Source organism: Pseudoxanthomonas jiangsuensis, from assembly GCF_010093185.1.
Classification (GTDB): domain Bacteria; phylum Pseudomonadota; class Gammaproteobacteria; order Xanthomonadales; family Xanthomonadaceae; genus Pseudoxanthomonas; species Pseudoxanthomonas jiangsuensis.
Genome location: NZ_PDWL01000009.1, coordinates 94,187 through 115,466, shown reverse-complemented (window position 1 = coordinate 115,466; position 21,280 = coordinate 94,187). Strand labels below are relative to the sequence as shown.

18 protein-coding genes are annotated in these 21,280 nt (G+C 69.1%); 6 read left to right on the top strand and 12 right to left on the bottom strand.

The window, feature by feature from the left end:
- The first annotated feature begins 86 nt into the window (after positions 1-86).
- Positions 87-1,937 (top strand): sensor domain-containing diguanylate cyclase, encoded by a 1,851-nt coding sequence (locus CSC62_RS07770; RefSeq protein WP_162405603.1) that lies wholly within the window; start codon positions 87-89, stop codon positions 1,935-1,937.
- Positions 1,938-1,977: 40 nt separating this feature from the next.
- On the opposite strand, the gene CSC62_RS07765 is transcribed toward CSC62_RS07770, so the two are convergent.
- Both CSC62_RS07765 and hisS read right to left on the bottom strand, forming a co-directional pair.
- Positions 1,978-3,879, bottom strand: a complete 1,902-nt coding sequence (locus tag CSC62_RS07765) for an HAL/PAL/TAL family ammonia-lyase (RefSeq protein WP_211368947.1) — start codon at positions 3,877-3,879, stop codon at positions 1,978-1,980.
- Positions 3,880-3,891: 12 nt separating this feature from the next.
- Positions 3,892-5,316: a histidine--tRNA ligase gene (gene hisS / locus CSC62_RS07760; RefSeq protein WP_162405602.1), complete on the bottom strand. Its 1,425-nt coding sequence runs from the start codon at positions 5,314-5,316 to the stop codon at positions 3,892-3,894.
- Positions 5,317-5,438: 122 nt separating this feature from the next.
- Between hisS and CSC62_RS07755 the strand changes: the two genes are divergently transcribed.
- Positions 5,439-6,182: a Crp/Fnr family transcriptional regulator gene (locus tag CSC62_RS07755; RefSeq protein WP_162405601.1), complete on the top strand. Its 744-nt coding sequence runs from the start codon at positions 5,439-5,441 to the stop codon at positions 6,180-6,182.
- Positions 6,183-6,321: 139 nt separating this feature from the next.
- On the opposite strand, the gene pnp is transcribed toward CSC62_RS07755, so the two are convergent.
- The 7 genes from pnp to rimP all read right to left on the bottom strand — a co-directional run bounded on the left by pnp (position 6,322) and on the right by rimP (position 15,430).
- Complete coding sequence (pnp, locus tag CSC62_RS07750) at positions 6,322-8,427, bottom strand: polyribonucleotide nucleotidyltransferase (protein WP_162405600.1); 2,106 nt, start codon at positions 8,425-8,427, stop codon at positions 6,322-6,324.
- 124 nt (positions 8,428-8,551) lie between these two features.
- Positions 8,552-8,812, bottom strand: coding sequence for a 30S ribosomal protein S15 (gene rpsO, locus CSC62_RS07745; RefSeq protein ID WP_162405599.1), 261 nt, complete (start codon positions 8,810-8,812; stop codon positions 8,552-8,554).
- A 199-nt stretch (positions 8,813-9,011) separates the two neighbouring features.
- Positions 9,012-9,941, bottom strand: coding sequence for a tRNA pseudouridine(55) synthase TruB (truB, locus tag CSC62_RS07740; RefSeq protein WP_162405598.1), 930 nt, complete (start codon positions 9,939-9,941; stop codon positions 9,012-9,014).
- Between the two features lie 19 nt (positions 9,942-9,960).
- Complete coding sequence (gene rbfA, locus CSC62_RS07735) at positions 9,961-10,329, bottom strand: 30S ribosome-binding factor RbfA (protein ID WP_162405597.1); 369 nt, start codon at positions 10,327-10,329, stop codon at positions 9,961-9,963.
- A 123-nt stretch (positions 10,330-10,452) separates the two neighbouring features.
- Positions 10,453-13,110: a translation initiation factor IF-2 gene (gene infB / locus CSC62_RS07730; protein ID WP_162405596.1), complete on the bottom strand. Its 2,658-nt coding sequence runs from the start codon at positions 13,108-13,110 to the stop codon at positions 10,453-10,455.
- Between the two features lie 201 nt (positions 13,111-13,311).
- Entirely contained in the window at positions 13,312-14,823 is a 1,512-nt protein-coding gene (nusA, locus tag CSC62_RS07725) for a transcription termination factor NusA (RefSeq protein WP_162405595.1), read from the bottom strand.
- A gap of 4 nt (positions 14,824-14,827) precedes the next feature.
- Positions 14,828-15,430: a ribosome maturation factor RimP gene (rimP, locus tag CSC62_RS07720; RefSeq protein WP_162405594.1), complete on the bottom strand. Its 603-nt coding sequence runs from the start codon at positions 15,428-15,430 to the stop codon at positions 14,828-14,830.
- A gap of 429 nt (positions 15,431-15,859) precedes the next feature.
- On the opposite strand from rimP, the gene CSC62_RS07715 reads away from it, so the two are divergent.
- Positions 15,860-16,762, top strand: coding sequence for a DNA adenine methylase (locus CSC62_RS07715; protein ID WP_343039599.1), 903 nt, complete (start codon positions 15,860-15,862; stop codon positions 16,760-16,762).
- On the opposite strand, the gene CSC62_RS07710 is transcribed toward CSC62_RS07715, so the two are convergent.
- Positions 16,746-17,927 carry a hypothetical protein gene (locus tag CSC62_RS07710; RefSeq protein WP_246194280.1) on the bottom strand — a complete coding sequence of 394 codons (1,182 nt, stop codon included), beginning with the start codon at positions 17,925-17,927 and terminating at the stop codon, positions 16,746-16,748. The two genes, CSC62_RS07715 and CSC62_RS07710, sit on opposite strands and share 17 nt — an antisense overlap.
- Positions 17,928-18,344: 417 nt before the next feature.
- On the bottom strand, positions 18,345-18,644 hold the full coding sequence (locus CSC62_RS07705; protein ID WP_162405591.1) for a hypothetical protein: 300 nt from the start codon (positions 18,642-18,644) through the stop codon (positions 18,345-18,347).
- 259 nt (positions 18,645-18,903) lie between these two features.
- On the opposite strand from CSC62_RS07705, the gene CSC62_RS07700 reads away from it, so the two are divergent.
- From CSC62_RS07700 to CSC62_RS07690, 3 genes are read left to right on the top strand one after another with little or no spacing between them, the layout of a single operon-like run.
- The gene (locus tag CSC62_RS07700; protein WP_162405590.1) at positions 18,904-19,836 is read left to right on the top strand and encodes an SOS response-associated peptidase family protein; all 933 of its coding nucleotides are present in this window, start codon (positions 18,904-18,906) and stop codon (positions 19,834-19,836) included.
- A gap of 45 nt (positions 19,837-19,881) precedes the next feature.
- Positions 19,882-20,103 (top strand): hypothetical protein, encoded by a 222-nt coding sequence (locus CSC62_RS07695; protein ID WP_162405589.1) that lies wholly within the window; start codon positions 19,882-19,884, stop codon positions 20,101-20,103.
- Entirely contained in the window at positions 20,084-20,704 is a 621-nt protein-coding gene (locus CSC62_RS07690) for a DNA-3-methyladenine glycosylase (RefSeq protein WP_162405588.1), read from the top strand. The genes CSC62_RS07695 and CSC62_RS07690 overlap by 20 nt, the downstream gene beginning before the upstream one ends.
- 161 nt (positions 20,705-20,865) lie before the next feature.
- Here CSC62_RS07690 and CSC62_RS07685 read toward each other — a convergent pair whose 3' ends face one another.
- Positions 20,866-21,111, bottom strand: coding sequence for a DUF2188 domain-containing protein (locus CSC62_RS07685; RefSeq protein ID WP_162405587.1), 246 nt, complete (start codon positions 21,109-21,111; stop codon positions 20,866-20,868).
- Positions 21,112-21,280 lie beyond the last annotated feature (169 nt).

The window sequence follows — 21,280 nt, the reverse complement described above, 5'->3', positions numbered from 1 at the left end:
GTCGCCCTGCGGTCCGGTCAAGCCGGTGGCTGCCGTTACACTGCCCGGGCGCCGCATCCGCACGGCGCAGGACCTCCGGGGGCCGCATGGAGCCGCGCACATCCTGGTCGAAGGCCGCCATCGCGTGGAGCTGGCGGCTCCTGCTGGCGGCCGCACTGGCGCTCTCAGCCGCAACACCGCCGGCCGCGGCGCAGCCGGCCGCGTCCCTGGACCCGGCACACCCGCAGTTGGTGCTGGCGCCGCACACCCGCTACCTGCACGACCCGGACGGATCGATGCCACCGGAGCAAGCCTGGCGCGAGGTCGCCGCCGGCCGCTTCCAGGCCCTGCCCGGCACCGGCGCGGCCTTCGGCTTCCAGCACGGCGCCTACTGGTTCCACGTCCGCCTGGAGAACCGCGACCCCACCCAGCCGCACTGGCTGCTGGTGCAGGACTACGCGCTCAGCGACCGCCTGGACCTGTACCTGCGCCGGGCCGACGGCCGCACCACCCACCAGGCCGGCGGCGACCACCTGCCCTTCGCCGCGCGCAGCGTCCGCTACCGCCACCCCAACTTCATGCTCGACCTGCCGTCCGGCGCGCCGGTGGACCTGCTGCTGCGGGTGGAAAGCCAGAGCTCGATGCAGGTGCCGCTGACGCTGTACACGCCGGCGGCCTTCATCGAACTCAGCCGTGACGCGCAGCTGGGCATCGGCCTGTACTACGGCATCCTGCTGGCGCTGTTCATCTACAACCTGGTGCTGTGGCTGACCCTGCGCGACGCCAGCTACTTCTGGTACCTGTTCCACCTGTCCGCGTTCGGGCTGGTCCTGCTGACCCTCAACGGCCTGGGCTTCGAGTACCTGTGGCCGCGCTCGCCCTGGCTGGCCGACCTGTCGGTGCCCCTGTCGATCTGCCTGGCCCAGATCGGCATGCAGCAGTTCGCCCGCGCCTTCCTGCGCCTGCGCCGGATCTGGCCAGCGGGGGACTGGATCTCGCTGGCCGGCATGGGCTTCTTCGTCGCCCTGGGCGTGGCCTCGTTCTGGCTGCCCTACCGGATCGCCACGCCGCTGGCGTCGGCTTCGGTGTTCCTGAGCATCGGCTGGATCGTGGTGGTGGCGCTGGTGGCCGTGCGCCGCGGCGATGCGCTGGCGCGGCTGTTCCTGCTGGCCTGGAGCATGTTCCTGCTCGGCACCGGCATGTTCACCGCGCTGGCGTTCGGCCTGCTGCCCAAGTCGTTCATCACCGAATACGGCGTGCAGATCGGCTCGGCACTGGAGATGCTGTTGCTGTCGGTCGCGCTCAGCTACCGCTACGCGGCCCTGCGCAACGAGAACGAGCGGATCGTGCGCCGGGCCAAGCTGCAGCTGGAATCGCAGGTGCTCGAGCGCACCGGCGAGCTGCGCATGGCGCTGGCCCAGCTGGAGTCGGTGCACGCGCGCCTGAGCGAGGCCAGCCGCCGCGACCCGCTGACCGGGGTGCACAACCGCGGCTGGTTCCGCGAGCGCTTCGAGTCCCTGCTGGAGGAGACCCGCGCCCAGGGGCGGTCCCTGTCGCTGCTGATGATCGACCTGGACCATTTCAAGGCGATCAACGACCGCCACGGCCACCTGGTCGGCGACGACTGCCTGCGCCGCTGCGCGCGGGTGATCGACGGCAGCCTGCACGGCTACGGCGCGCTGGTGGCGCGCTACGGCGGCGAGGAGTTCATCGCCGCGGTGCCCGGGGTGGACATGCTGCACGCACGCGAGCTGGGCGAGGAGATCTGCGCGCGCCTGCGCGCCGAGCCCTGCCGGACCCGGGGCCCGCTGGTGCCGGTCACCGCCAGCATCGGCGTGCACGTGCTCGACGCCGATGCCGACGGCCAGGCCGCCGACGTCGCGCTGCAGGTGGTCGACGCGGCGCTGTACGCGGCCAAGTCGCGCGGCCGCAACCGGGTGGAAGCGGCCCAGGGCTGACTTTCCCGTGCAGATCCGGTCGTGCCGGCGACCGCCATGCTCAGGCCGCGGCGCGATCCGGAAGGAAACGCAGGAGCTCGCCCGAAGCGACCAGCTCGACCATCGCGGCGACCTCGCCATCCAGCGCCCGGTCGCGCTCGAGGAACGGCACCGCCGCGCGGATGCGCGCGTGCGCGGCCGCCACCGCCTCCCCCGGATGGAAGGCCCCGGCCTGCGCGAGCTGCGCGCGCAGATCCTCGACTTCGGCCAGGAAGCGTTCGCGCCCCGCGGCGTCCGCGGCCGGGCCGCCCTGGACCTTGACCGCCAGCGCGGCGGCGTCGCCGCGGCGGGCCAGCGCGCGCGCGGCATTGATCATGTCCCGGCGCAGGTCCAGCGCCTGGGCGGCGGTGTACAGCTCCAGCGCCAGCACCTTGCCCAGGTCCTCGACCATGGCCAGCACGTGGCGCGCCTCGTTCGCGCCCATCGACACGTGGTCCTCGGCATTGGCGCTGGTCGGCACCGAAAACACGCTGGCCGGATGCGCGCGGCTGGCCAGGTCGTTGACGATCGCCGCGGCGGTGTACTGCACGATCATGTGGCCGGATTCGGTGCCGTCCTCGTTGCCGATCAGGAACGCCGGCAGGCCGTCGTTGGTGGCCGGGTCGACCAGCTTGTTGAGCCGGCGCTCGGAGATCGAGGCCAAGGTCGGGATCGCGGCCTTGAGGTAGCTCAGCGCCAGCGCCAGCGGCATGCCGTGGAAGTGGCCGGCGGAGATCACCTGCTCTTCCACGTGCGCGGCGTCGGCCTTGTCCGGAAACACCAGCGGGTTGTCGGTGACCGCGTTGAGCTCGATCTCGAGCACCCGCGCGGCCTGGGCGGCGGCGTCGCGCACCGCGCCGTGCACCTGCGGGATGCAGCGCAGCGAATAGCTGTCCTGCGGCTGGTGCTTCTTGCCGCCGCGGAACGGCAGGAAGCGCAGGTAGAACTTCTCGCGGCCGTGGCGCTGGTCGGCCGGCACCCAGTCCCAGCCGATGTCGAAGCGCAGTTCGCGCGACTCCTGAGTGTCCCAGCTGCCCGGCAGCCACGGCCGGAACCGCGGCACCAGGTGGTAGGCGATGTCGGCCAGGGTCGAGCCGGCCAGCAGCGTGCGCAGGTGGGCCGCGACCTGGACCTGGCCCGGATGCGGACGCAAAGCGTGCACCTCCGGCGCGAACGCGCCCAGGCGGCCGGCGAAGGCGTCGATCGTCATCGCCGCGGCCAGGTCGGCGGTGTCCAGCATCGCCTCCAGCCGGTGCAGGGCCAGCACGCCCATCGCCAGCATCTGCGCGGTGCCGTTGTTCAGCGCCAGGCCTTCCTTGTAGGACAGCGACACCGGCTGCAGGCCGGCGCGGGCCAGCGCCTGCGCGCCGGGCAGGCGCTGGCCGCCGAAGAAGGCCTCGCCGCCGCCGAGCAGGACGATCGCCAGGTGCGACAAGGGCGCCAGATCGCCGGAGGCGCCGACCGAACCCAGCTGCGGCACCACCGGCACGATCCCGGCGTTGAGCATCGCGGTGAGCGCCTGCAAGGTCTGCACCCGGATCCCCGAATGGCCCTTGAGCAGGGTGTTGATGCGGATGCACAACATCGCCCGGACCACGTCGGCGGCCATCGGCTCACCCACGCACACCGCGTGGGTGACGATCAGGTTGCGCTGCAGCTCTTCATGCAGGGAGCGACCTGATGGCGCCGCGCCCGGCAGCTCGTCGCGCAGGGGATGGGCGCCCAGCAGCTTGTCGGCGTTGGAGCCGAAGCCGGTGGAGACGCCGTAGATCGGCTCCTCGCGGCGGACCTGCTCGGCCAGAAAGTCGGCGGCGCGCTGCACGGCCTGCAAGGCCCGCGGGTCGAGTTCGACCGCCGCGCCATGGGCGACGGCGACCAGGCGGTCGCGGGTCAGGGACTGGCCGTCGAGGCGGATCGGATTCATTACGACGATCCTTCAGCGTCCGGCCAGGGCGCGGGCCTGTTCCAGCTCGACCCGCAGGGTGCCCGGCAGTTCCTCGCGCGGCACCTCGAACTGCTGCTCGCGGACCAGGTCCTTGACCGCGACCACGCCGCGCGCCAGTTCGTCCTCGCCGGCCAGGACCACGAAGCGGATGCCGGCGCGGCTGGCGTACTGGAACTGCTTGCCGACCTTGCGCGCCTCCATCTGCACCTCGGTATTGATGCCGCCGGCGCGCAGGTGGCGGGCGATGTCCAGCGCCTGCGGCAGCCGGGCCTCGTCCATCAGCGCGACCATCGCCTGCACGCTGCTCTCGGCGATGCCCTCGATCAGCCCGGCCTCGCGCAGCTGCCAGAACAGCCGGGTCAGGCCGATGGAGATGCCCACGCCCGGCAGCTTCGACTTGGTGTAGTGGCTGGCCAGGTCCTCGTAACGGCCACCCGAGCAGATCGAGCCGATCCCCGGGTGCTCGAGCAGCTGGGTCTCGTAGACGGTGCCGGTGTAGTAGTCCAGGCCGCGGGCGATGGAGAAGTTCAGGCAGTAGGCCGACTCCGGCACGCCCAGCGCCTTGACCAGGGCCAACACCTCGCGCAGCTCGGCCGCGCCGGCGCGCAGCGATTCGCTGGCCGCGTCGCCGGCCTGCGCCAGCACCGCCTCGATCCTGGCCAGCGCGTCGTCGTGCGAGTCCGAACGCACCTCGACGAAGGCCAGGATCCTGGCCACCGCCTCGGCCGGCAGGCCGAAGTCCGGACCGGTAAGGGTTTCGCGCACGTAGTCGGCGCCGCGCTTGTCCAGCTTGTCGACCTCGCGCAGGACCAGCGCCTGCTGCTGGGCGTCGGTGACGCCCTGGGCCTCGAAGAAGCCGCGCATCAGCTTGCGGTTGTTCAGCTGCACCCGGAACGCGCCGATCCCCAGCTCGGAGAACACCGCGTGGATCACCGCCAGCACCTCGGCGTCGTAGCGGATGTTCAGCGCGTCCTTGCCGATCACGTCGATGTCGCACTGGTAGAACTCGCGGAAGCGGCCGCGCTGGGCGCGCTCGCCGCGGTATACGCGCTGCATCTGGTAGCGGCGGAACGGGAAGCTCAGCTCGTGCTCGTGCTCGGCCACGTAGCGGGCCAGCGGTACGGTCAGGTCGAAGCGCAGGGCCAGCTCCGGCAGCCCGCCCTCGGCCTTGCCGCCTTCCGCCTCGGCCGCGGCGTTGGCCAGCGCGCCGGTGGACTGGACAAAATACACCTGGCGCTCGGTTTCGCCGCCGGACTTGGTCAGCAGCACGTCCGACAGCTCGAACACCGGGGTCTCCACCGGCAGGAAGCCGAAGCGCTCGTAGTTGCGGCGGATCACGTCGAGCATGCGCTGGAAGGCGATCTGCTCGCGCGGCAGAAGCTCCATGACGCCGGGCGGGGTGCGGGGCTTGATCAAGCGGAAAACTCCTGCGGGGACGCACGAACGGGAGGCGCAATTCTACCTTGGGCCGGCCCGCATCCGCGTGGCGCTCACGCCGGTCCGGGTATCATGGGCGCCATCCCACCACGGTCCCATGCATGGCCTGGCCCCCGTTCGACAGTCCCTGCCTGACCCCGCCACCCGGCGACGCCGTACCCCTGGGTCCCTGCGCGCACTGCCAGGTGCGGCATCTGGCGATCTGCTCGGCCCTCACCCACGAGGAGATGCACGCGCTGGACGCAGTGGCGGGCGTGCAGCTGCTCGGTCCCGGCGCGGTCCTGGCCCGCCAGGGCGAGCCGCGCAAGCACGTGTTCACCGTCACCCGCGGCGCGCTGCGGCTGGTGCGGCTATCGGCCGACGGCCGCCGCCAGGTGGCCGGCTTCGCCCTGCCCGGCGATTTCGTCGGCCTGTCCGGCGCGCCGGTGCACCAGCACGACGTCGAGGCCCTGGCCGAGACCGAGCTGTGCCGCTTCGGCACCGATGCGATGGCGCGGCTGGGCGTCCAGTTCCCGCAGCTGCAGGCCAAGCTGCTGGAACGGGCCTGCACCGAGCTGGACTCGGCGCGCGAGCAGATGATGGCGCTGGCGCGGATGAATCCGACCGAGCGCATGGCCGACTTCCTGCTCAAGCTGGCCGCACAGCAGGCCCGCGCCGGCAATGCCGGCCGTTCGATCTCCCTGCCGATGCCGCGCGCGGACATCGCCGATCATCTGGGCCTGACCGTGGAGACGGTCAGCCGCTGCCTGACCGGCCTGCGCTCGCGCGGCCTGATCGCCTTGCCGGAGACCTACCGGGTCGAGATCCTGGATTTCGCCGGGCTGGAAGCGCTCAACGCGGCCTGAGGGCAACAAGGCCGCCGGCGTAGCGCCCGGCCCCGGGCTGCGGCCTCCCGTCATCCCAGCCTCTGCACCGCACCCGGACACGCATAAAAAAGGAGCGGGCCGAAGCCCGCTCCTTTTCAAGTCCAGCCTGGCGCGCGGATTACTCCGCCACGCCCTCGCCTTCCTCGACGGCCTTGATCGACAGGCGGATGCGGCCCTGCTTGTCGACTTCCAGCACCTTGACCTTGACCAGGTCGCCTTCCTTGAGCGCATCGCTGACCTTCTCGACGCGATCGTTGGAGATCTGCGAGACGTGGACCAGGCCGTCCTTGCCCGGCAGGATGGTCACGAACGCGCCGAAGTCCATGATCTTGGCGACCTTGCCCTCGTAGATCCGGCCCGGCTCCACGTCCGAGGTGATCTGCTCGATGCGGGCCTTGGCGGCCTGGCCGGCTGCGCCGTTGACCGAGGCGATGGTGATCGTGCCGTCGTCCTGGATGTCGATCTGGGTGCCGGTTTCCTTGGTGATGGCCTGGATCACCGAACCGCCCTTGCCGATCACTTCGCGAATCTTGTCGGGGTGGATCTTGATGGTGATCAGGCGCGGGGCGAACTCGCTCAGCTCCTGGCGCGGGGCGTTCATCGCCTTGGCCATTTCGCCGAGGATGTGCAGCCGGCCGGCCTTCGCCTGCGACAGCGCCTGCTTCATGATCTCTTCGGTGATGCCTTCGATCTTGATGTCCATCTGCAGGGCGGACACGCCCTCGGCGGTGCCAGCGACCTTGAAGTCCATGTCGCCCAGGTGGTCTTCGTCACCCAGGATGTCCGACAGCACGACGAACTCGTCGCCTTCCTTCACCAAGCCCATCGCGATGCCCGCCACCGGCGCCTTGATCGGCACGCCGGCATCCATCAGCGCGAGCGAGCTGCCGCAGACCGAGGCCATCGACGACGAGCCGTTCGACTCGGTGATCTCCGAGACCACGCGGATGGTGTACGGGAAGGATTCCATGGTCGGCATCACGGCGAGCACGCCGCGCTTGGCCAGGCGGCCGTGGCCGATCTCGCGGCGCTTCGGGCCCATCATGCGGCCGGCTTCGCCCACCGAATACGGGGGGAAGTTGTAATGGAACAGGAAGTGGTCCTTGTACTCGCCGGAGACCGCGTCGATGACCTGGCCATCGCGCGCGGTGCCCAGGGTGACGGCGACGATCGCCTGGGTCTCGCCACGGGTGAACAGCGAGGAACCATGCACGCGCGGCAGCACGCTGACCTGCGAGTTGATCGGACGCACCTCGTCCAGCGCACGGCCGTCGATGCGCACCTTGGTCTTGAGGACCGAGTTGCGCATGGTCTGGTATTCCTGCTCGCTGAACTCCTTGGACAGCTCGCCGGCGGTCCAGGCATTGGACTCGGCCTGCGGCGCCAGCGCGCCGAGGATCGCCTTCTTCAGGCTGGAGATGGTGTCGCGGCGCTCGAGCTTGTCGCGCACCTGGAAGGCACCGGCCAGGCTGTCGCCCACGGCGTGGCGCAGCGCGGAGATCAGGCCTTCGTTCTTGGCCGGCGGCTGCCAGTCCCACTTCGGCTTGCCGGCTTCGGCGACCAGCTCGTTGATGACCGCGATGGCCTTCTGCATCTCGCGGTGGCCGAACATCACCGCGCCGAGCATCACGTCCTCGGACAGCTCGGCCGCCTCGGACTCCACCATCAGCACCGCGTTGGAGGTGCCGGCGACGACCAGCTCGAGCTTGGAGTTCTTCAGCTCGCTGACGGTCGGGTTCAGGACGTACTCGCCGTTGATGTAGCCGACCTTGGCCGCACCGATCGGGCCGTTGAACGGCGCACCGGTCAGGGCGACGGCGGCGGAAGCACCGATCAGCGCCGGGATGTCGCCGTCGATTTCCGGGTTCAGCGACATCACCGTGGCGATGACCTGCACTTCGTTGCGGAACTCTTCCGGAAACAGCGGGCGCAGCGGACGGTCGATCAGGCGGGAGATCAGCGTCTCCTTCTCCGTGGCGCGGCCTTCACGCTTGAAGAAGCCACCCGGGATGCGGCCGCCGGCGTAGAACTTCTCCTGGTAGTCGACCGTCAGCGGGAAGAAGTCCTGGCCTTCACGGGCCGACTTCGCCGCTACGGCGGAGACCAGCAGCACGGTGTCATCGAACTTGACGATGACGGCACCGCCGGCCTGGCGGGCGATTTCGCCGGTTTCCAGGGTGACCTGGTGCTTGCCGTACTGGAAGGTTTTGGTGATTTTTGCCACGTCGATTCCTTGGGGATTCTGCTTGCGATTGACCGGGTGCGGCCCTTGCCGCGACCGGGTGGCCGGAGAGCCCGGCCTGAAATGCAAACCGCGGCGCATCTCTGCGCCGCGGCGGGGTCTTGCATCAGCGACGCAGGCCGAGTTTCTCGATCAGGCCCTTGTAACGCTCGTTATCCTTGCGCTTGAGGTAGTCGAGCAGGCTGCGGCGGCGGTTGACCAGCTGCAGCAGGCCGCGGCGGCTGTGGTGGTCCTTCTTGTGGGTCTTGAAGTGCTCGGTCAGCTGCTCGATGCGGGCGGTCAGCAGGGCGACCTGGACTTCCGGCGAGCCGGTGTCGTTGGCGCCGCGCGCGTTGTCGGCGATGACTTTCTGGGTGTCGATGGACATGGTGTTTTCTCTTGAGATGCGAGGCCTGCAGGAACGCTTTGCGCGCACCGCCTGACCCGCCGCTTGCGGATGGCCGTCCTTCCCCGCTCGGGGAGCAGGAAGGGACGGAAAGGGATTGCCCGGAAAAAGGCGCGCGAATTGTACCGTCGACGGCCTTTGCGGACAAGGCGTTAGCCCATCGCATCCAGGGTGACGGGCGTCACGGCGAGTCCTGGCCGCCGCCGCGGAACAGCCGCTGCGGCGACAGGCGGCCGCCCTCCTCCACCCGGGCCAGGCCCAACGGCGCCCCGTCGGGGCCGAACACCGCCGCCGGATCGGCCACCGCCCAGGCGCCGCGCAGGCGCTGGCCCTGGGCGAAACGGGCGGCCTCGGCCGCGGCCAGCTCGACCCTTGGAAAACTGGCCAGCCCCGCGGCCAGCGGCAGCAGGCAGGCCTCCAGCGTCGCCTCGTCCTGCCCGGCCAGGGTTTCCAGCTGTTCCAGGGTGAACATCGCCGGCTCCCTGAACGGCTCCACCCACAGCCGCCGCAGGCTGGCGATGTGGGCGCCGCAGCCCAGCGCCTCGCCCAGGTCGCGCGCAAGGCTGCGGATGTAGGTACCGCTGCCGCAGGTCACCCGCAGCCGCAGCCGGCCGGGACCTAAGTCGAGCAGTTCGATCGCGTGGACCACCACCTCGCGCACCGGCGCCTCGATCGCCTCGCCGCGGCGGGCGCGGGCGTACAGCGGCTCGCCGCCCTGCTTGAGCGCCGAGTACACCGGTGCGCGCTGGCGCAGGACGCCGGTCAGCGGCGCCAGTGCCGCCTCCAGCACGGCCCGGTCCAGCGCCGGCACCGGCCGCTCGAGCAGGACCTGGCCGTCGGCGTCGTCGGTGTCGGTGGTGGCGCCGAGCACGATCCCGGCCTCGTAAGCCTTGTCCGCGCCCAGCAGCAGTCCGGCCAGCTTGGTGGCCTCGCCGAAGCACAAAGGCAGCAAGCCGGTGGCCAGCGGGTCCAGGCTGCCGGTGTGGCCGCCTTTCTCGGCCCGGAACAGGCGGCGCGCGGCCTGCAGGGCGGCGTTGGAGCTCATGCCGGCCGGCTTGTCCAGCAGCAGGATCCCGTCGAGCGGACGGAAGCGGATCTTGGGACGGTTCATGGCGCCGGCAGGCCGGCTCCTACAGTTCGGAGTCCGGGTCCGCGACCGGGTTGTCGCGCAGCAGGGTTTCGATCCGCTCGCCGCGGTCGACCGAGTCGTCGTAGTGGAAGTGCAGCTCCGGCACGTGGCGCAGCTTGACCCGCCGCGCCAGCTCCATGCGCAGCTCCCGCGCCAGTTCCTTGAGCGCCTTGACCGCCTCGGCCGAGCGGTCCGGCATCAGGGCGGTGACGAAGACCTTGGCATGGGCCAGGTCGCGGCTGACCTCCACGTCGGAGACGCTGACCGAAGGCAGCCCGTGCTCGCGCACGGCCTCGTGGACCAGCGTGCCCAGCTCGCGGCGCAGCTGCGCCGAGACCCGGTCGGTGCGATGGAAGGATTTGGTCGGCATCTGGGACTCCTTGCCGGGCGCGACGGCCCGTCTCCACAAACGACAGGACGGCCGCTAGGGCCGTCCGGTCCGGTGCGGCCGCCGGGGCCGGCGATTGCCGCCGACCCGGACGTTCCGCGCTCGTTACAGCGTGCGCTGGACCTCGATGCGCTCGAAGCACTCGATCTGGTCGCCGGCCTTGACGTCGTTGTACTCCTTCACGCCGATGCCACACTCGGTGCCGTTGCGCACTTCCTCCACGTTCTCCTTGAAGCGGCGCAGCGATTCCAGCTCGCCCTCGAACACCACGGTGTTGTCGCGCAGCACGCGGATCGGCTTGTTGCGCTTGACCACGCCCTCGATGACCATGCAGCCGGCCACCGCGCCGAACTTGGAGCTGCGGAACACGTCGCGGACCTCGGCGATGCCGATGATCTCCTCGCGGATCTCCACGCCCAGCAGGCCCGAAGCCACCTGCTTCACCTGGTCGATGACGTCGTAGATGATCGAGAAGTAGCGCAGGTCCACGCCGTTGGACTCGATGATCCGGCGCGCCGAGGCGTCGGCGCGGACGTTGAAGCCGATCACCGTGGCCTTGGTGGTCGCGGCGATGTTGGCGTCCGACTCGGTGATGCCGCCCACGCCCGAGCTGATCACGTTGATCCGGATCTGGTCGTTGGAAAGCGCCACCAGCGCCTGCTTGAGCGCCTCCACCGAGCCCTGCACGTCGGCCTTGACCAGCAGGTTGAGGACCTGCTGGCCCTCGCCCTTGCCCATCTGGGCCATGATGTCTTCCATGCGGTTGCCCGCGGCCTGGACCAGGCGCGACTCGCGGCGCTTGGCGTCGCGCTGCTGGGCCACGTCCTTGGCCAGGCGCTCGTCCTTGACCACGACGAAGTCGTCGCCGGCGTCGGGCACGCCCGACAGGCCGAGCACCTGCACCGGGATCGACGGGCCGGCCGCGGCCGGCTGGCCGCCAGTCTCGTCGAACAGGGCGCGGACGCGGCCGTACTGCACGCCGCAGACCAGGTAGTCGCCCTTCTTCAGCTGGCCCTGCTGGACCAGCACGGTGGCGACCGGGCCGCGGCCCTTGTCCAGCGCCGATTCGATCACCACGCCGCTGGCGTTGCCTTCCGGCACCGCCTTGAGCTCGAGCACCTCGGCCTGCAGCGAGATCGAATCCAGCAGATCGTCCACGCCCATGCCGGTCTTGGCCGACAGCTCGACCATCTGGGTGTCGCCGCCGAAGTCCTCGGCCACGACCTGCTCGGCGAGCAGCTCGTTCTTGACCCGCAGGGGGTCGGCGTCGGACTTGTCGATCTTGTTGATCGCCACGATCAGCGGCACGCCGGCCGCCTTGGCGTGCTGGATCGCTTCCTTGGTCTGCGGCATGACGCCGTCGTCGGCGGCCACCACCAGCACCACGATGTCGGTCAGCTTGGCGCCGCGCGCGCGCATCGAGGTGAAGGCTGCGTGGCCGGGCGTATCCAGGAAGCTGATGACGCCCTTGGGCGTCTCCACGTGGTAGGCGCCGATGTGCTGGGTGATGCCGCCGGCCTCGCCGGTGGCGACCTTGGTGCGGCGGATGTAGTCCAGCAGCGAGGTCTTGCCGTGGTCGACGTGGCCCATGATGGTGACCACCGGCGGGCGCGGCGCCAGGTCGCCCTGGGCCTGCTCGACGTGGGCCAGCAGTTCGCTCTCGGCGTCGTCGCTGCCGGCGCGCACCACCTTGTGGCCGAGTTCCTCGGTGACCAGCGCGGCGGTGTCGTGGTCGATGGTCTGGGTGATGGTGGCCATCACGCCCATCTTGAACATCGCCTTGACCACGTCGCCGCCCTTGAGCGCGAGCTTCTGCGCCAGGTCGGCCACGGTGATCGAATCGCCGATCGCCACCTCGCGCACCACCGGCGCGGTCGGGCGCTCGAAGCCGCCGGCGCCGCCGCCGTTGCCGCCGCGGGTGTCGTGCCGGCGCTGCGGCTTGCCGCCGCGGTTGCTGCCGCCGCCCCGGCGGGCGCTGGGGCGGCGGGCGCGGTCGGCGGCCGACAGGTGCAGCTGGCCGGCGAAGCGGCTGGCCGCGTCGTCGTCCTCGATCCCGGCGACCATCGCGTGCGGGCCGCGGGTCTTGTGCTTGTGGCCGCGGCCGTCGTCGGCACCGCGGTCGGGCGTGGCCGGACGGGGGGCGGGGGCCGCCGGCGCGCGCGCCGGACGGGCCGCGGCGGCATCACCGCCGGCGGGGCCGGCCGTGGCGCCCTTCTGCCGATCTTCCTCGGCCTTGCGCTGCTCGTCCTCGGCGCGGCGCTGCGCTTCCTCTTCCTGGCGCTTGCGCTCCAGTTCCTCGGCGCGGACGCGGTCGACCTCGGCCAGGTGCTGCTGCTCGGCCAGGTTGCGCTGGCGCGATTCCTCGAGCTTGCGCAGGACCTCGGCGCGCTCGTCGTCCACTCCGCCGGCGCCGGCCGGCGCCACGGCATCGCCGGCGCCCTCGCTGCCCTTGACGTAGGTACGCTTCTGCCGGACCTCGACGTTGACCGTGGTCTTGCTGCGGCCACCGCCGACGGTCAGCTCCTGGACCTTGCGCCGGGCCAGGGTGATCTTCTTTGGCGCGGCGATGATCTCCTCGGCCGGGGCGTCGCCCTTGCCGTGCGCGCGCTTGAGGAAGCCGAGCAGCTTGAGCTTCTCGGCACTGGTCACGACCTGGTCGGGATCGCTGAACTTCATGCCGGCCTCGGCCAGCTGTTCGAGCAGCTTCTCGACCGGGGCGTTGACCAGCTCGGCTAGCTTGCGGATGGTGGTTTGCTGCGACATTCGAGTCCTATGCTCTTGGTGGCGCCCCCTCGCCAGGAGCAAGGGAAGCGCGGATTCTAAGCCCTGGCGGGTGCAGGGCGGCGTTCATCGCCGGCTCATGCGCCGTACTCCGGACGAACGGCCATGGCGCTCACGCGCCCGGTCCCAGGCGGATCCAGGGCGCGGTCACGCGCCGCGCTCCAGACGGGCCGGTGGCGCGGTTCACGCGCCACGCTCCAAACGGGCGATTTCCTCGGCGCGGGCGGCCAGGATCAGCGCCGCCGCCCGGGCCTCGTCCAGGCCCTCGATGCCGAACTCCACCACCTCGTCGGCGGCCAGGTCGGACAGGTCCTCGCTGGTGCGCACGCCGTGGCTGGCCAAGGCGAACGCGGTCTCCTCGTCCATGCCCTCCAGCGCCAGCAGGTCCTCGGCCGGCTGGTGCTCGTCCAGCTCCTCCTCCACCGCCAGGGCGTCGTTGAGCAGGGCGTCGCGGGCGCGGGCGCGCAGCTCCTCGACGATGTCCTCGTCGAAGCCCTCCACCGACAGCAGCTCGCCGACCGGCACGTAGGCGATCTCCTCGACCGTGCTGAAGCCCTCGGCCACCAGGATCCCGGCGATTTCCTCGTCCACTTCCAGCTTGTCCTGGAACAGCTGGCGGGCCACCGCCTGCTCGGCCTCGGACTTGGCCGCGACCTGGTCCTGGGTCATGACGTTGAGCTGCCAGCCGGTCAGGCGGCTGGCCAGGCGCACGTTCTGGCCGCCCTTGCCGATCGCCTGGGCCAGGCGGTCCTCGGCCACGGCCAGGTCCATCGAATGCTTTTCCTCGTCGACGATGATCGACTGGACCTCGGCCGGCGCCATCGCGTTGATGACGAAGTTGGCCGGGTTCTCGTTCCACAGCACGATGTCCACGCGCTCGCCGTTGAGCTCGTTGCTCACCGCCTGCACGCGCGAACCGCGCATGCCGATGCAGGCGCCGATCGGGTCGGTGCGGGTGTCGTGGGCGATCACCGCGATCTTGGCGCGGTCGCCCGGGTCGCGGGCGCAGGCCTTGATCTCGACCAGGCCCTGGCCCACTTCCGGCACCTCGAGCTTGAACAGCTCGATCATGAACTCCGGCGCGCCGCGGCTGATGAACAGCTGCGGGCCGCGCGGCTCGCTGCGGACCTCGAACAGGTAGCCGCGCACGCGGTCGCCGGTGCGCAGCACGTCGCGCGGGATGCCCTTGTCCTTCGGGATGAAGGCCTCGGCATTGCCGCCCAGGTCGACGTAGATGTTGCCGCGCTCGGCACGCTTGACCACGCCGGTGACCAGCTCGCCGACGCGGTCCTTCCAGGCGTCCACGACCTGCTGGCGCTCGGCCTCGCGCACGCGCTGGACGATCACCTGCTTGGCGGCCTGGGCGGCGATGCGGCCGAACTCCGGATTCTCGATCTGCTCCTCGATGAAGTCGCCGACCTCCACGCCGTCGGCCTCGTCGACCGCGTCCATCAGACGGATCTGGCGATCCGGCGATTCCATGACCACGTCGTCGGCCACCACTTCCCAGCGGCGGAAGGTCTCGTAGCTGCCATCCTTGCGGTCGATCGCCACGCGCGCGACCACGTCCTGGTCGATGTAGCGCTTCTTGGCCGCCGAGGCCAGCGCGGCCTCCAGCGCCTCGAAGATCACGTCGCGCGGCACGCCCTTTTCGTTGGCGACCGCGTCAACCACCAGAAGAAGTTCCTTGCTCATCTCTTTACTCCGCGTGCGGCTCACCGGCCGCCGGCTTGTTGGACGGATGCTTGCTGGCCTTGCCGGGCTTGCCCGCGGGCTTGCCCCTGAAAGGCGAATGCTTGGAGGGCGCCAGGCCCAGGGCTTCCCAGTCGGGAACCAGGCGCGCCCGGTCGATGTTGTCGGCGGCGACCGCGAACTCGGCGCCGTCCAGGTCGAACACGACGGTGTCGCCCTCGACCCGCATGATCCGGCCCTGCAGGCGGCGGCGGCCGTCCTGCGGCAGCTTCAGCGCGACCTTGGCCTGCTCGCCGGCGAACCGGGCGAAATGGGCGGCGCCGAACAGCGGCCGGTCCAGGCCCGGCGAGGACACCTCGAGGGTGTAATTGCCGGAGATCGGGTCGGCCACGTCGAGCTGGGCCGAGACCTCGCGGCTGACCGACTCGCAGTCCTCGATGGTGACGGTACGCGCGGCCTCGCCCTCACCTTCGGCCGCGGGGACGTCGATGTACAGGCGCAGGGTCGCGCCGCCGGGAGCCGGCAGGTACTCGATGCCCAGCAGTTCCAGGCCCAGCGACGCGACGGTCGGGGCCAGCAGCTGTGCGATTTCGCTGGTCTTCTCGCTCATGTAACGCGGCTACTCCAACGCGGTGAACGGACCGGACTGCAAATTGCGGCCCCGGAAACGACAAGAGGCCCATCCGGGCCTCTTGTCGATCGAGAGGCCCTTCCGGGCTTCTCATCCGATGGTGCTGGAATCGGCGCAACGGCGGGAACATGCGCCGTTGCAAGCCCAGTCTTGAGGATCCGGAATTCCCTGGAATCCAGGGAAAAACACAACCTCGAAACATGGTAGCGGGGGCAGGATTCGGGCTCTATCTGCCGGAGCCCGTGCGGATCCTGATCCGCTAAGGTCGCCCATTCTAGATGCTTGAGCCCCTTGTCTGCAAGCCATTGTTAAGCAATCGGGGCCCAGCCCTTGGAGGCTGCGCCGGTCCGGGGTACTCCGCAACATGGCCCACTCGAATCTATACTTCCGCCGCGACCAGGGGACTACATGACTAGGGGCCAGCGCGACCGCTCAATGGACCACAGCTTCCATACGCCTCTGCGGTATCCAGGGGGAAAAGGAAAGCTGGCGCGCTACGTGGCTTCGGCCATGGAGCTGAACGGGGTCTGTGGAGGTACGTACGTCGAGCCATACGCCGGCGGAGCAGCCGTGGCGATTTCCCTCTTGCTGTCCGGGCACGCAAAGCGCATTCACATAAACGACCTCAGCCCGGAGGTGCACGCCTTCTGGCACGCCCTGCTCGAACAGACCGATGGGCTCTTGGCGCTGGTGAACGACACGCCCGTCAATATCGACACGTGGCGCCGTATGCAGGCCGTCCTTGCGGGGGAGGATGTGCCGCCCCTCGAGCTAGGATTTGCTACCTTTTTTCTGAATCGGACGAACCGGTCCGGAATCCTCAACGCCGGCGTCATCGGCGGAAAGGACCAAACCGGCAGATGGAAGATCGACGCCAGATTCAACAAGGCGGATTTGTCTCGACGAATTCGCACCATTGCGGACCGCCGCGCGCACATTCATCTGCATCATGAGGACGCGAGGCGCCTCATAAAACGCTTGGCCTCTCGCATTGCTGAACTGAATTTTTTCTATCTCGATCCACCCTACTTTCAGAAGGGCCAAGACCTCTACCTGAACTTCTATGAGGAGCAGGACCACCGTCTGCTGGCCGGCACGCTCAAGACGCTCCCGCCACGCGCTCGCTGGATGCTGTCATATGACGCGCACCCCGAGATCGAGCGCCTGTATCGGGGTTACCCTGGGCTGACCTACACGCTCAACTACACGGCTCAGGAGCGCACGCGCGGGCGCGAGTTAATCTACTTCGCCAAGGGCATGAAAGTGCCTGGGCTTGCCGGCTCCATGCGCCCCGTTATCGAGGCCGCCTAGCGTCATCCCAGCACGCCTCAAGATATGGTTCGATTTCAGTCCAAAGTACATGCAGAGATTGGCGGTCCGGCATGTGCTGGAAGGAGTGCATGTAGTCGTTCAGGGTTGCGTACTGGAGCAGCATGTCGGCCTGCGACTTCTCACGGAAGCGGCGAAGTGCAGCGTCATGCTCACCCGCGCTTAGGCGGCCATGCGCCCGCATGTGACGCAGGCACGTGAGGGCGTTCTTGTGCGTCTCCCGCACCTCCGGGAGCTGATGGCGCTTCGTATAAGCACGCGTGCTGAGTTCGAAGAAGACCCGAAATAGCGAGGCGGCAGCTATCGGGCTCTTTCCGGTTTCGATCTGCCGAAGCTCTCGAAGGACCTCGCGCGCCTTCCAATAGTTCTCCGGGAAGTCCGGCTTGAAGCGCGGTCGGACCACGGACTTTCGGTCGTAGTCCGCCTTCACAGTGGCGCGGCCGCGCTTCGGCGGCTTGGACTCCCCCTCGTCCTCCTCCGAGCCACCATCATCGGACTCTCCGCCGCGAGCCGTATCGCCCGGGCGCTCATCCGGCTTTTGCTGGCGGCCGCCGTCGCCGCCCGCTCCTTTGCCCGCTCCGCCAGTGCTAGTCGGCTCCGGCGCGAGGAGGCCTGCGTCCCTCAATACCTCGTCGATGTAGCGGTTCTGAGCGTCTTCTTCGAAAACGTCGTTAACGTCCCTCGACCCGCCGGGAGCGAAGTCATGGACAATTCGCTCAACGACGCGCACGGCAGCATCTTCAGGGATGGCGAGCTCGATCGATTTACCCAAGTCTTTGAAGCCAAGGCGCTCGAGACGCTTCTTGTTCAGAAAGCGATGGATCGTGGATATCGGAAACTGGTCATCTACATCGATGCCCTGGTCCTCCGCCCACATCAACAGCAGGCCAGCTAGGCGATAATCAGACTGTGCCTGGTGCCCCAGCAAGAAAATCGTCCGCAACAAGGTGTCCCACGTCAGCTGCCCGGCACCGTCCTGGCCGCCGGCATGGCGGGCGAACACTTCCTTGAGGAGCGCGTCCTTCTTCGTCGAAGAGAGAACGTCTACCGACTTCGGGATGGGTACGGCTGCAGACGCCGCGACGGCGGCAAATTGGGATGCGATTGCTGGCTTGCCCGCCAGCGCCGGATTGTTCAGCAATTTCAAGGCGGTTATGCGGCGGTTCCCATCCCACACGACGTACTTTCGACCCTTCGGCTCGACCAGAATGGGAGCCGTGGATAGTCCGCTCGCTGCGATGTCCTTCGCTAGGGCTAGCATTTGCTTAGGCTTCCGCAGCAGCCGAGCAATGCAGTCTGGCTCGTCGTGACCTGCCCGGATGCGAGGATTCTTTGTATCGAGTTCCAGCTTGCCCAACGGGACCGCCGGTACGAGCTTGAATGCCTTCCGCGTCATGTGCCGCCCCCCTTTGGGCCGCATACTAGCAGCGGGGCCTTTACAATGCTGAATCCCTCAGGCGAGCTTTAGGGCCGGCTCTACCGAGGCTTGGCAGCCGAGCCCGCCCAAACGGCAGTCCATGCAGGCCCTGACGCCGGAGCCGCGGCCACCGGCGATCAACCGCCCCTACCCGCCGCCCCTCCAGTTGTTCCAAGGCATGGTCGCGATCTTCTCGGCGACCTCGCGCCGCAGCCGCTCCTCGTGCCGGGTCGCCCATAGCTCGCAGCCGCGCCGGCCTGCTTCGAGGCTGCTGCAGTCGCGGCGGGGGCGCTTGGACAAGGGGTCGCGCTGCATCTCCAGCACGGCGAACCACCCCCCGTCGACCTTGTCTATGAGGTACGCCACGGGAACGCCGTCCAGGTGCAGCCCGTCGTCGACGGTGGACAGGTGGCAGCGGCGCTTCCAGGTGAAGTCGGCGGGGAGCATGCTCGGGATGCTACGCCGCCGCCTCGGTCCAGTCCGGCACGAACGCCGGCCGGCCGCCCCGAAGCGCGGCCGCCCGCCGGCGCAGCGCCGTCGCTGACGCACACCGGCGCGCCCGGTCCCGCCAGTCCCCGCCGACGTCCAGCTCCAGTTCCAGTGCCTGCTGCTCGAGCTCGCGAGTCTTCTCTAACCTGTTCATGTGCCCAGCATGGGGCGTCAGGATCTCACGCCCCGAGACGGGCCCCGGTGTACCCTCCGCCCCATGTGCTATTCCGCCCAAGTCCACGCCGAGTGGAAGCAGTTCCAGCGCGAGTTCGGGGCCGTCATGGACCTGAACCAATACATCAAGACGTTCTGGTGGGACCAAGGCCGGAGCCCGCTCAAGGCGGTCGGAATGGCCCCGCGCGCCACCCTCCGGGAACTGAAGGCGATCGGCCCGCCCGACCTGCGGGAGAACCTCGAGCAGGCCGAGGCGGCCGCGATAGCGGCTCTGGAGGAGGAGCTCTTCGCCTTGCGCCGGCGCGTCGGCGATGCCCAGCGCGCCCTGCAGGTGAAGGTGACGAAGAAGGCCCAAGAGGACGTGCGCATCGGCACGAACAAGGGCAAGGCCGCGCGCCGGCGCCTGGACGCACTGAAGCGGCCCGAGCTGGTGCCCGAGGACAGCCGCATCTACCCCGGCATGTACTGCCCGGTGATGGTCTGGGAGAACGGCCAGCGCGTGCTGAAGCCCATGCGCTACCAGTGCCGCCCCTGCGGTAAGCCGGCCCTGTACGACAGGAAGTACCCCGGGACCTACAACGCGAGGCGGGACAACCTGGAGGGCTTCTGGGCCGGCCAGTTCGGGGTTAGCCACGGAATCATGGTCGCCGACCGGTTCTACGAGCACGTCGAGATCGACGGTGAAAACCGAATCCTGGAGTTCGAACCACGCACTGGCGAGCCCATGCTGGTGGCCTGCCTCTGGTCCCACTGGACCGACCCGGCCGGCAAGGAGCCGGACCTGCTCAGCTTCGCCGCCATCACCGACGACCCGGAGCCCGAAGTGGCCGCCGCCGGCCACGACCGCACCATCATCAACATCAAGCCCGAGCAACTCGACGCCTGGCTCAACCCCACGCCCGGCGACCTCGCCAGCCTCTACCGCATCTTCGACGACAAGCGGCACCCGTACTACGAGCACCGCCAGGCCGCCTGAGGCGAGTCCACGCCACGACGACACCGCCAGGCGGACCCTATCGGCATGGCCACCCCCGAACCCGCAGCCCTCACCCGGGCCGAAATCGAACTACGCCTCGAGCAGATCAGGGCCGAGCTGCCGGCCCTGCAGCGGAACATGGACACGTTCTTCCGCGCGTTCGAGGACCGCACCGATCGGCTGTGCGGCGACGCGGCGCCCGAGGACCAGGCCTACGTCCTGGATCGGCTCCAGGAGATGGTGGAGCGTGCCGGCGTCAACGGCTGAGCTCTGGGCTCCCCTGCCCCGCGCGTTCTACCAGCGCCACCCGGTGGACGTCGCGCCCGAGTTGCTGAACAAGATTCTGGTCCGGGACGATGGTCGCGCCGCGCGCATCGTGGAGGTCGAGGCCTACGCCGGCAGCGGGGACCCGGCCGCCCACTCCTATCGCGGCCGCACCGCGCGGACGGCGACCATGTTCGGCCCGGCTGGCCACCTGTACGTCTACTTCACCTACGGCATGCACTGGGGCTCGAACGCCGTGTGCGGGCCGGAGGGCGAAGGCTGGGGCGTTCTGCTGCGAGCCGCCGAGCCGCTCGCCGGGATCGAGGCAATGCGGGCCGCTCGTCCTGCCGCCCGACGCGATCGCGACCTGGCCAGCGGGCCCGGCCGCCTTTCCCAGGCGTTCGGCATCACGCGGGCGCTGGACGGCGCCGACATCGTCACCCGGGATCGCGGCATTGGCATCGTGAGCGACGGGGTTCCTCCTCCGACCGCGCCCGCCGTCGGTCCGCGAGTAGGCATCAGCCGGGCCACGGAGTTTCCCTGGCGCTGGCATGTACCGGAACACCCCCACGTCTCGGCACGAGGGTCACGGGCCCGGCGCTAACGGAGCCAGCTGCCCCGTCGAGGGGGAATCGACGGGGCGCGCACGGGGTGAGGGTGCCTGGACTCCAAGGGTCGGCGCCGCGCGGTGCTGGCTAGGCCACTATCCAGCGGCGGACCGCGCCGTGCCCTCAGGATTTGCCCCTAAGAAGTGTCAGAAACTACTTACCCCTTGGAGCCTCGAGGGTCGCTACTCCGCGGGTAGGTGCGCTCTTCCTGATAGCGACCATCTTCCTTCTGGATCTTGACCGAACCACCTTTGTCACCGAGGACGTCGCTCAAGGCGCCGCCCTTGGTCGCATCGGCTTTGGTGTCGAATGATGCCTTGGTGCGCCCGGTGTCGTCGTTCTTGAGGTCCCAGCGGTCCTTGCTTTCGTTTTTGGTCAGTGTGTACTTCGGCAGATCGCTCATACCTGATTCTCCTGCGGACGTTGCGTATTGGGCCCAAGCGCCCTTCTGGCCCTGGAAAATGCGCCGTTCCTTGGGAAATGTGAAGTCTGTTGCAGTTCTATGGGACCGGTGAGAATGCGCGGCTCCCCGCCGATCTGCGACGCATCGCCATCGAGGGCCGCCCGAGCAG

What these genes read in the sequence shown, in the direction of transcription:
- rbfA (WP_162405597.1), bottom strand. Translation starts at nt 10,329, where the DNA reads ATGCCGACCAAATCCTTCCATCGCACCGACCGGGTCTCGGCGCAGCTG.
- CSC62_RS07755 (WP_162405601.1), top strand. Translation starts at nt 5,439, where the DNA reads ATGGCCTGGCCCCCGTTCGACAGTCCCTGCCTGACCCCGCCACCCGGC.
- CSC62_RS07705 (WP_162405591.1), bottom strand. Translation starts at nt 18,644, where the DNA reads ATGCTCCCCGCCGACTTCACCTGGAAGCGCCGCTGCCACCTGTCCACC.
- CSC62_RS07700 (WP_162405590.1), top strand. Translation starts at nt 18,904, where the DNA reads ATGTGCTATTCCGCCCAAGTCCACGCCGAGTGGAAGCAGTTCCAGCGC.
- CSC62_RS07770 (WP_162405603.1), top strand. Translation starts at nt 87, where the DNA reads ATGGAGCCGCGCACATCCTGGTCGAAGGCCGCCATCGCGTGGAGCTGG.
- truB (WP_162405598.1), bottom strand. Translation starts at nt 9,941, where the DNA reads ATGAACCGTCCCAAGATCCGCTTCCGTCCGCTCGACGGGATCCTGCTG.
- CSC62_RS07685 (WP_162405587.1), bottom strand. Translation starts at nt 21,111, where the DNA reads ATGAGCGATCTGCCGAAGTACACACTGACCAAAAACGAAAGCAAGGAC.
- nusA (WP_162405595.1), bottom strand. Translation starts at nt 14,823, where the DNA reads ATGAGCAAGGAACTTCTTCTGGTGGTTGACGCGGTCGCCAACGAAAAG.
- infB (WP_162405596.1), bottom strand. Translation starts at nt 13,110, where the DNA reads ATGTCGCAGCAAACCACCATCCGCAAGCTAGCCGAGCTGGTCAACGCC.
- rpsO (WP_162405599.1), bottom strand. Translation starts at nt 8,812, where the DNA reads ATGTCCATCGACACCCAGAAAGTCATCGCCGACAACGCGCGCGGCGCC.
- rimP (WP_162405594.1), bottom strand. Translation starts at nt 15,430, where the DNA reads ATGAGCGAGAAGACCAGCGAAATCGCACAGCTGCTGGCCCCGACCGTC.
- CSC62_RS07695 (WP_162405589.1), top strand. Translation starts at nt 19,882, where the DNA reads ATGGCCACCCCCGAACCCGCAGCCCTCACCCGGGCCGAAATCGAACTA.
- CSC62_RS07765 (WP_211368947.1), bottom strand. Translation starts at nt 3,879, where the DNA reads ATGAATCCGATCCGCCTCGACGGCCAGTCCCTGACCCGCGACCGCCTG.
- CSC62_RS07715 (WP_343039599.1), top strand. Translation starts at nt 15,860, where the DNA reads ATGACTAGGGGCCAGCGCGACCGCTCAATGGACCACAGCTTCCATACG.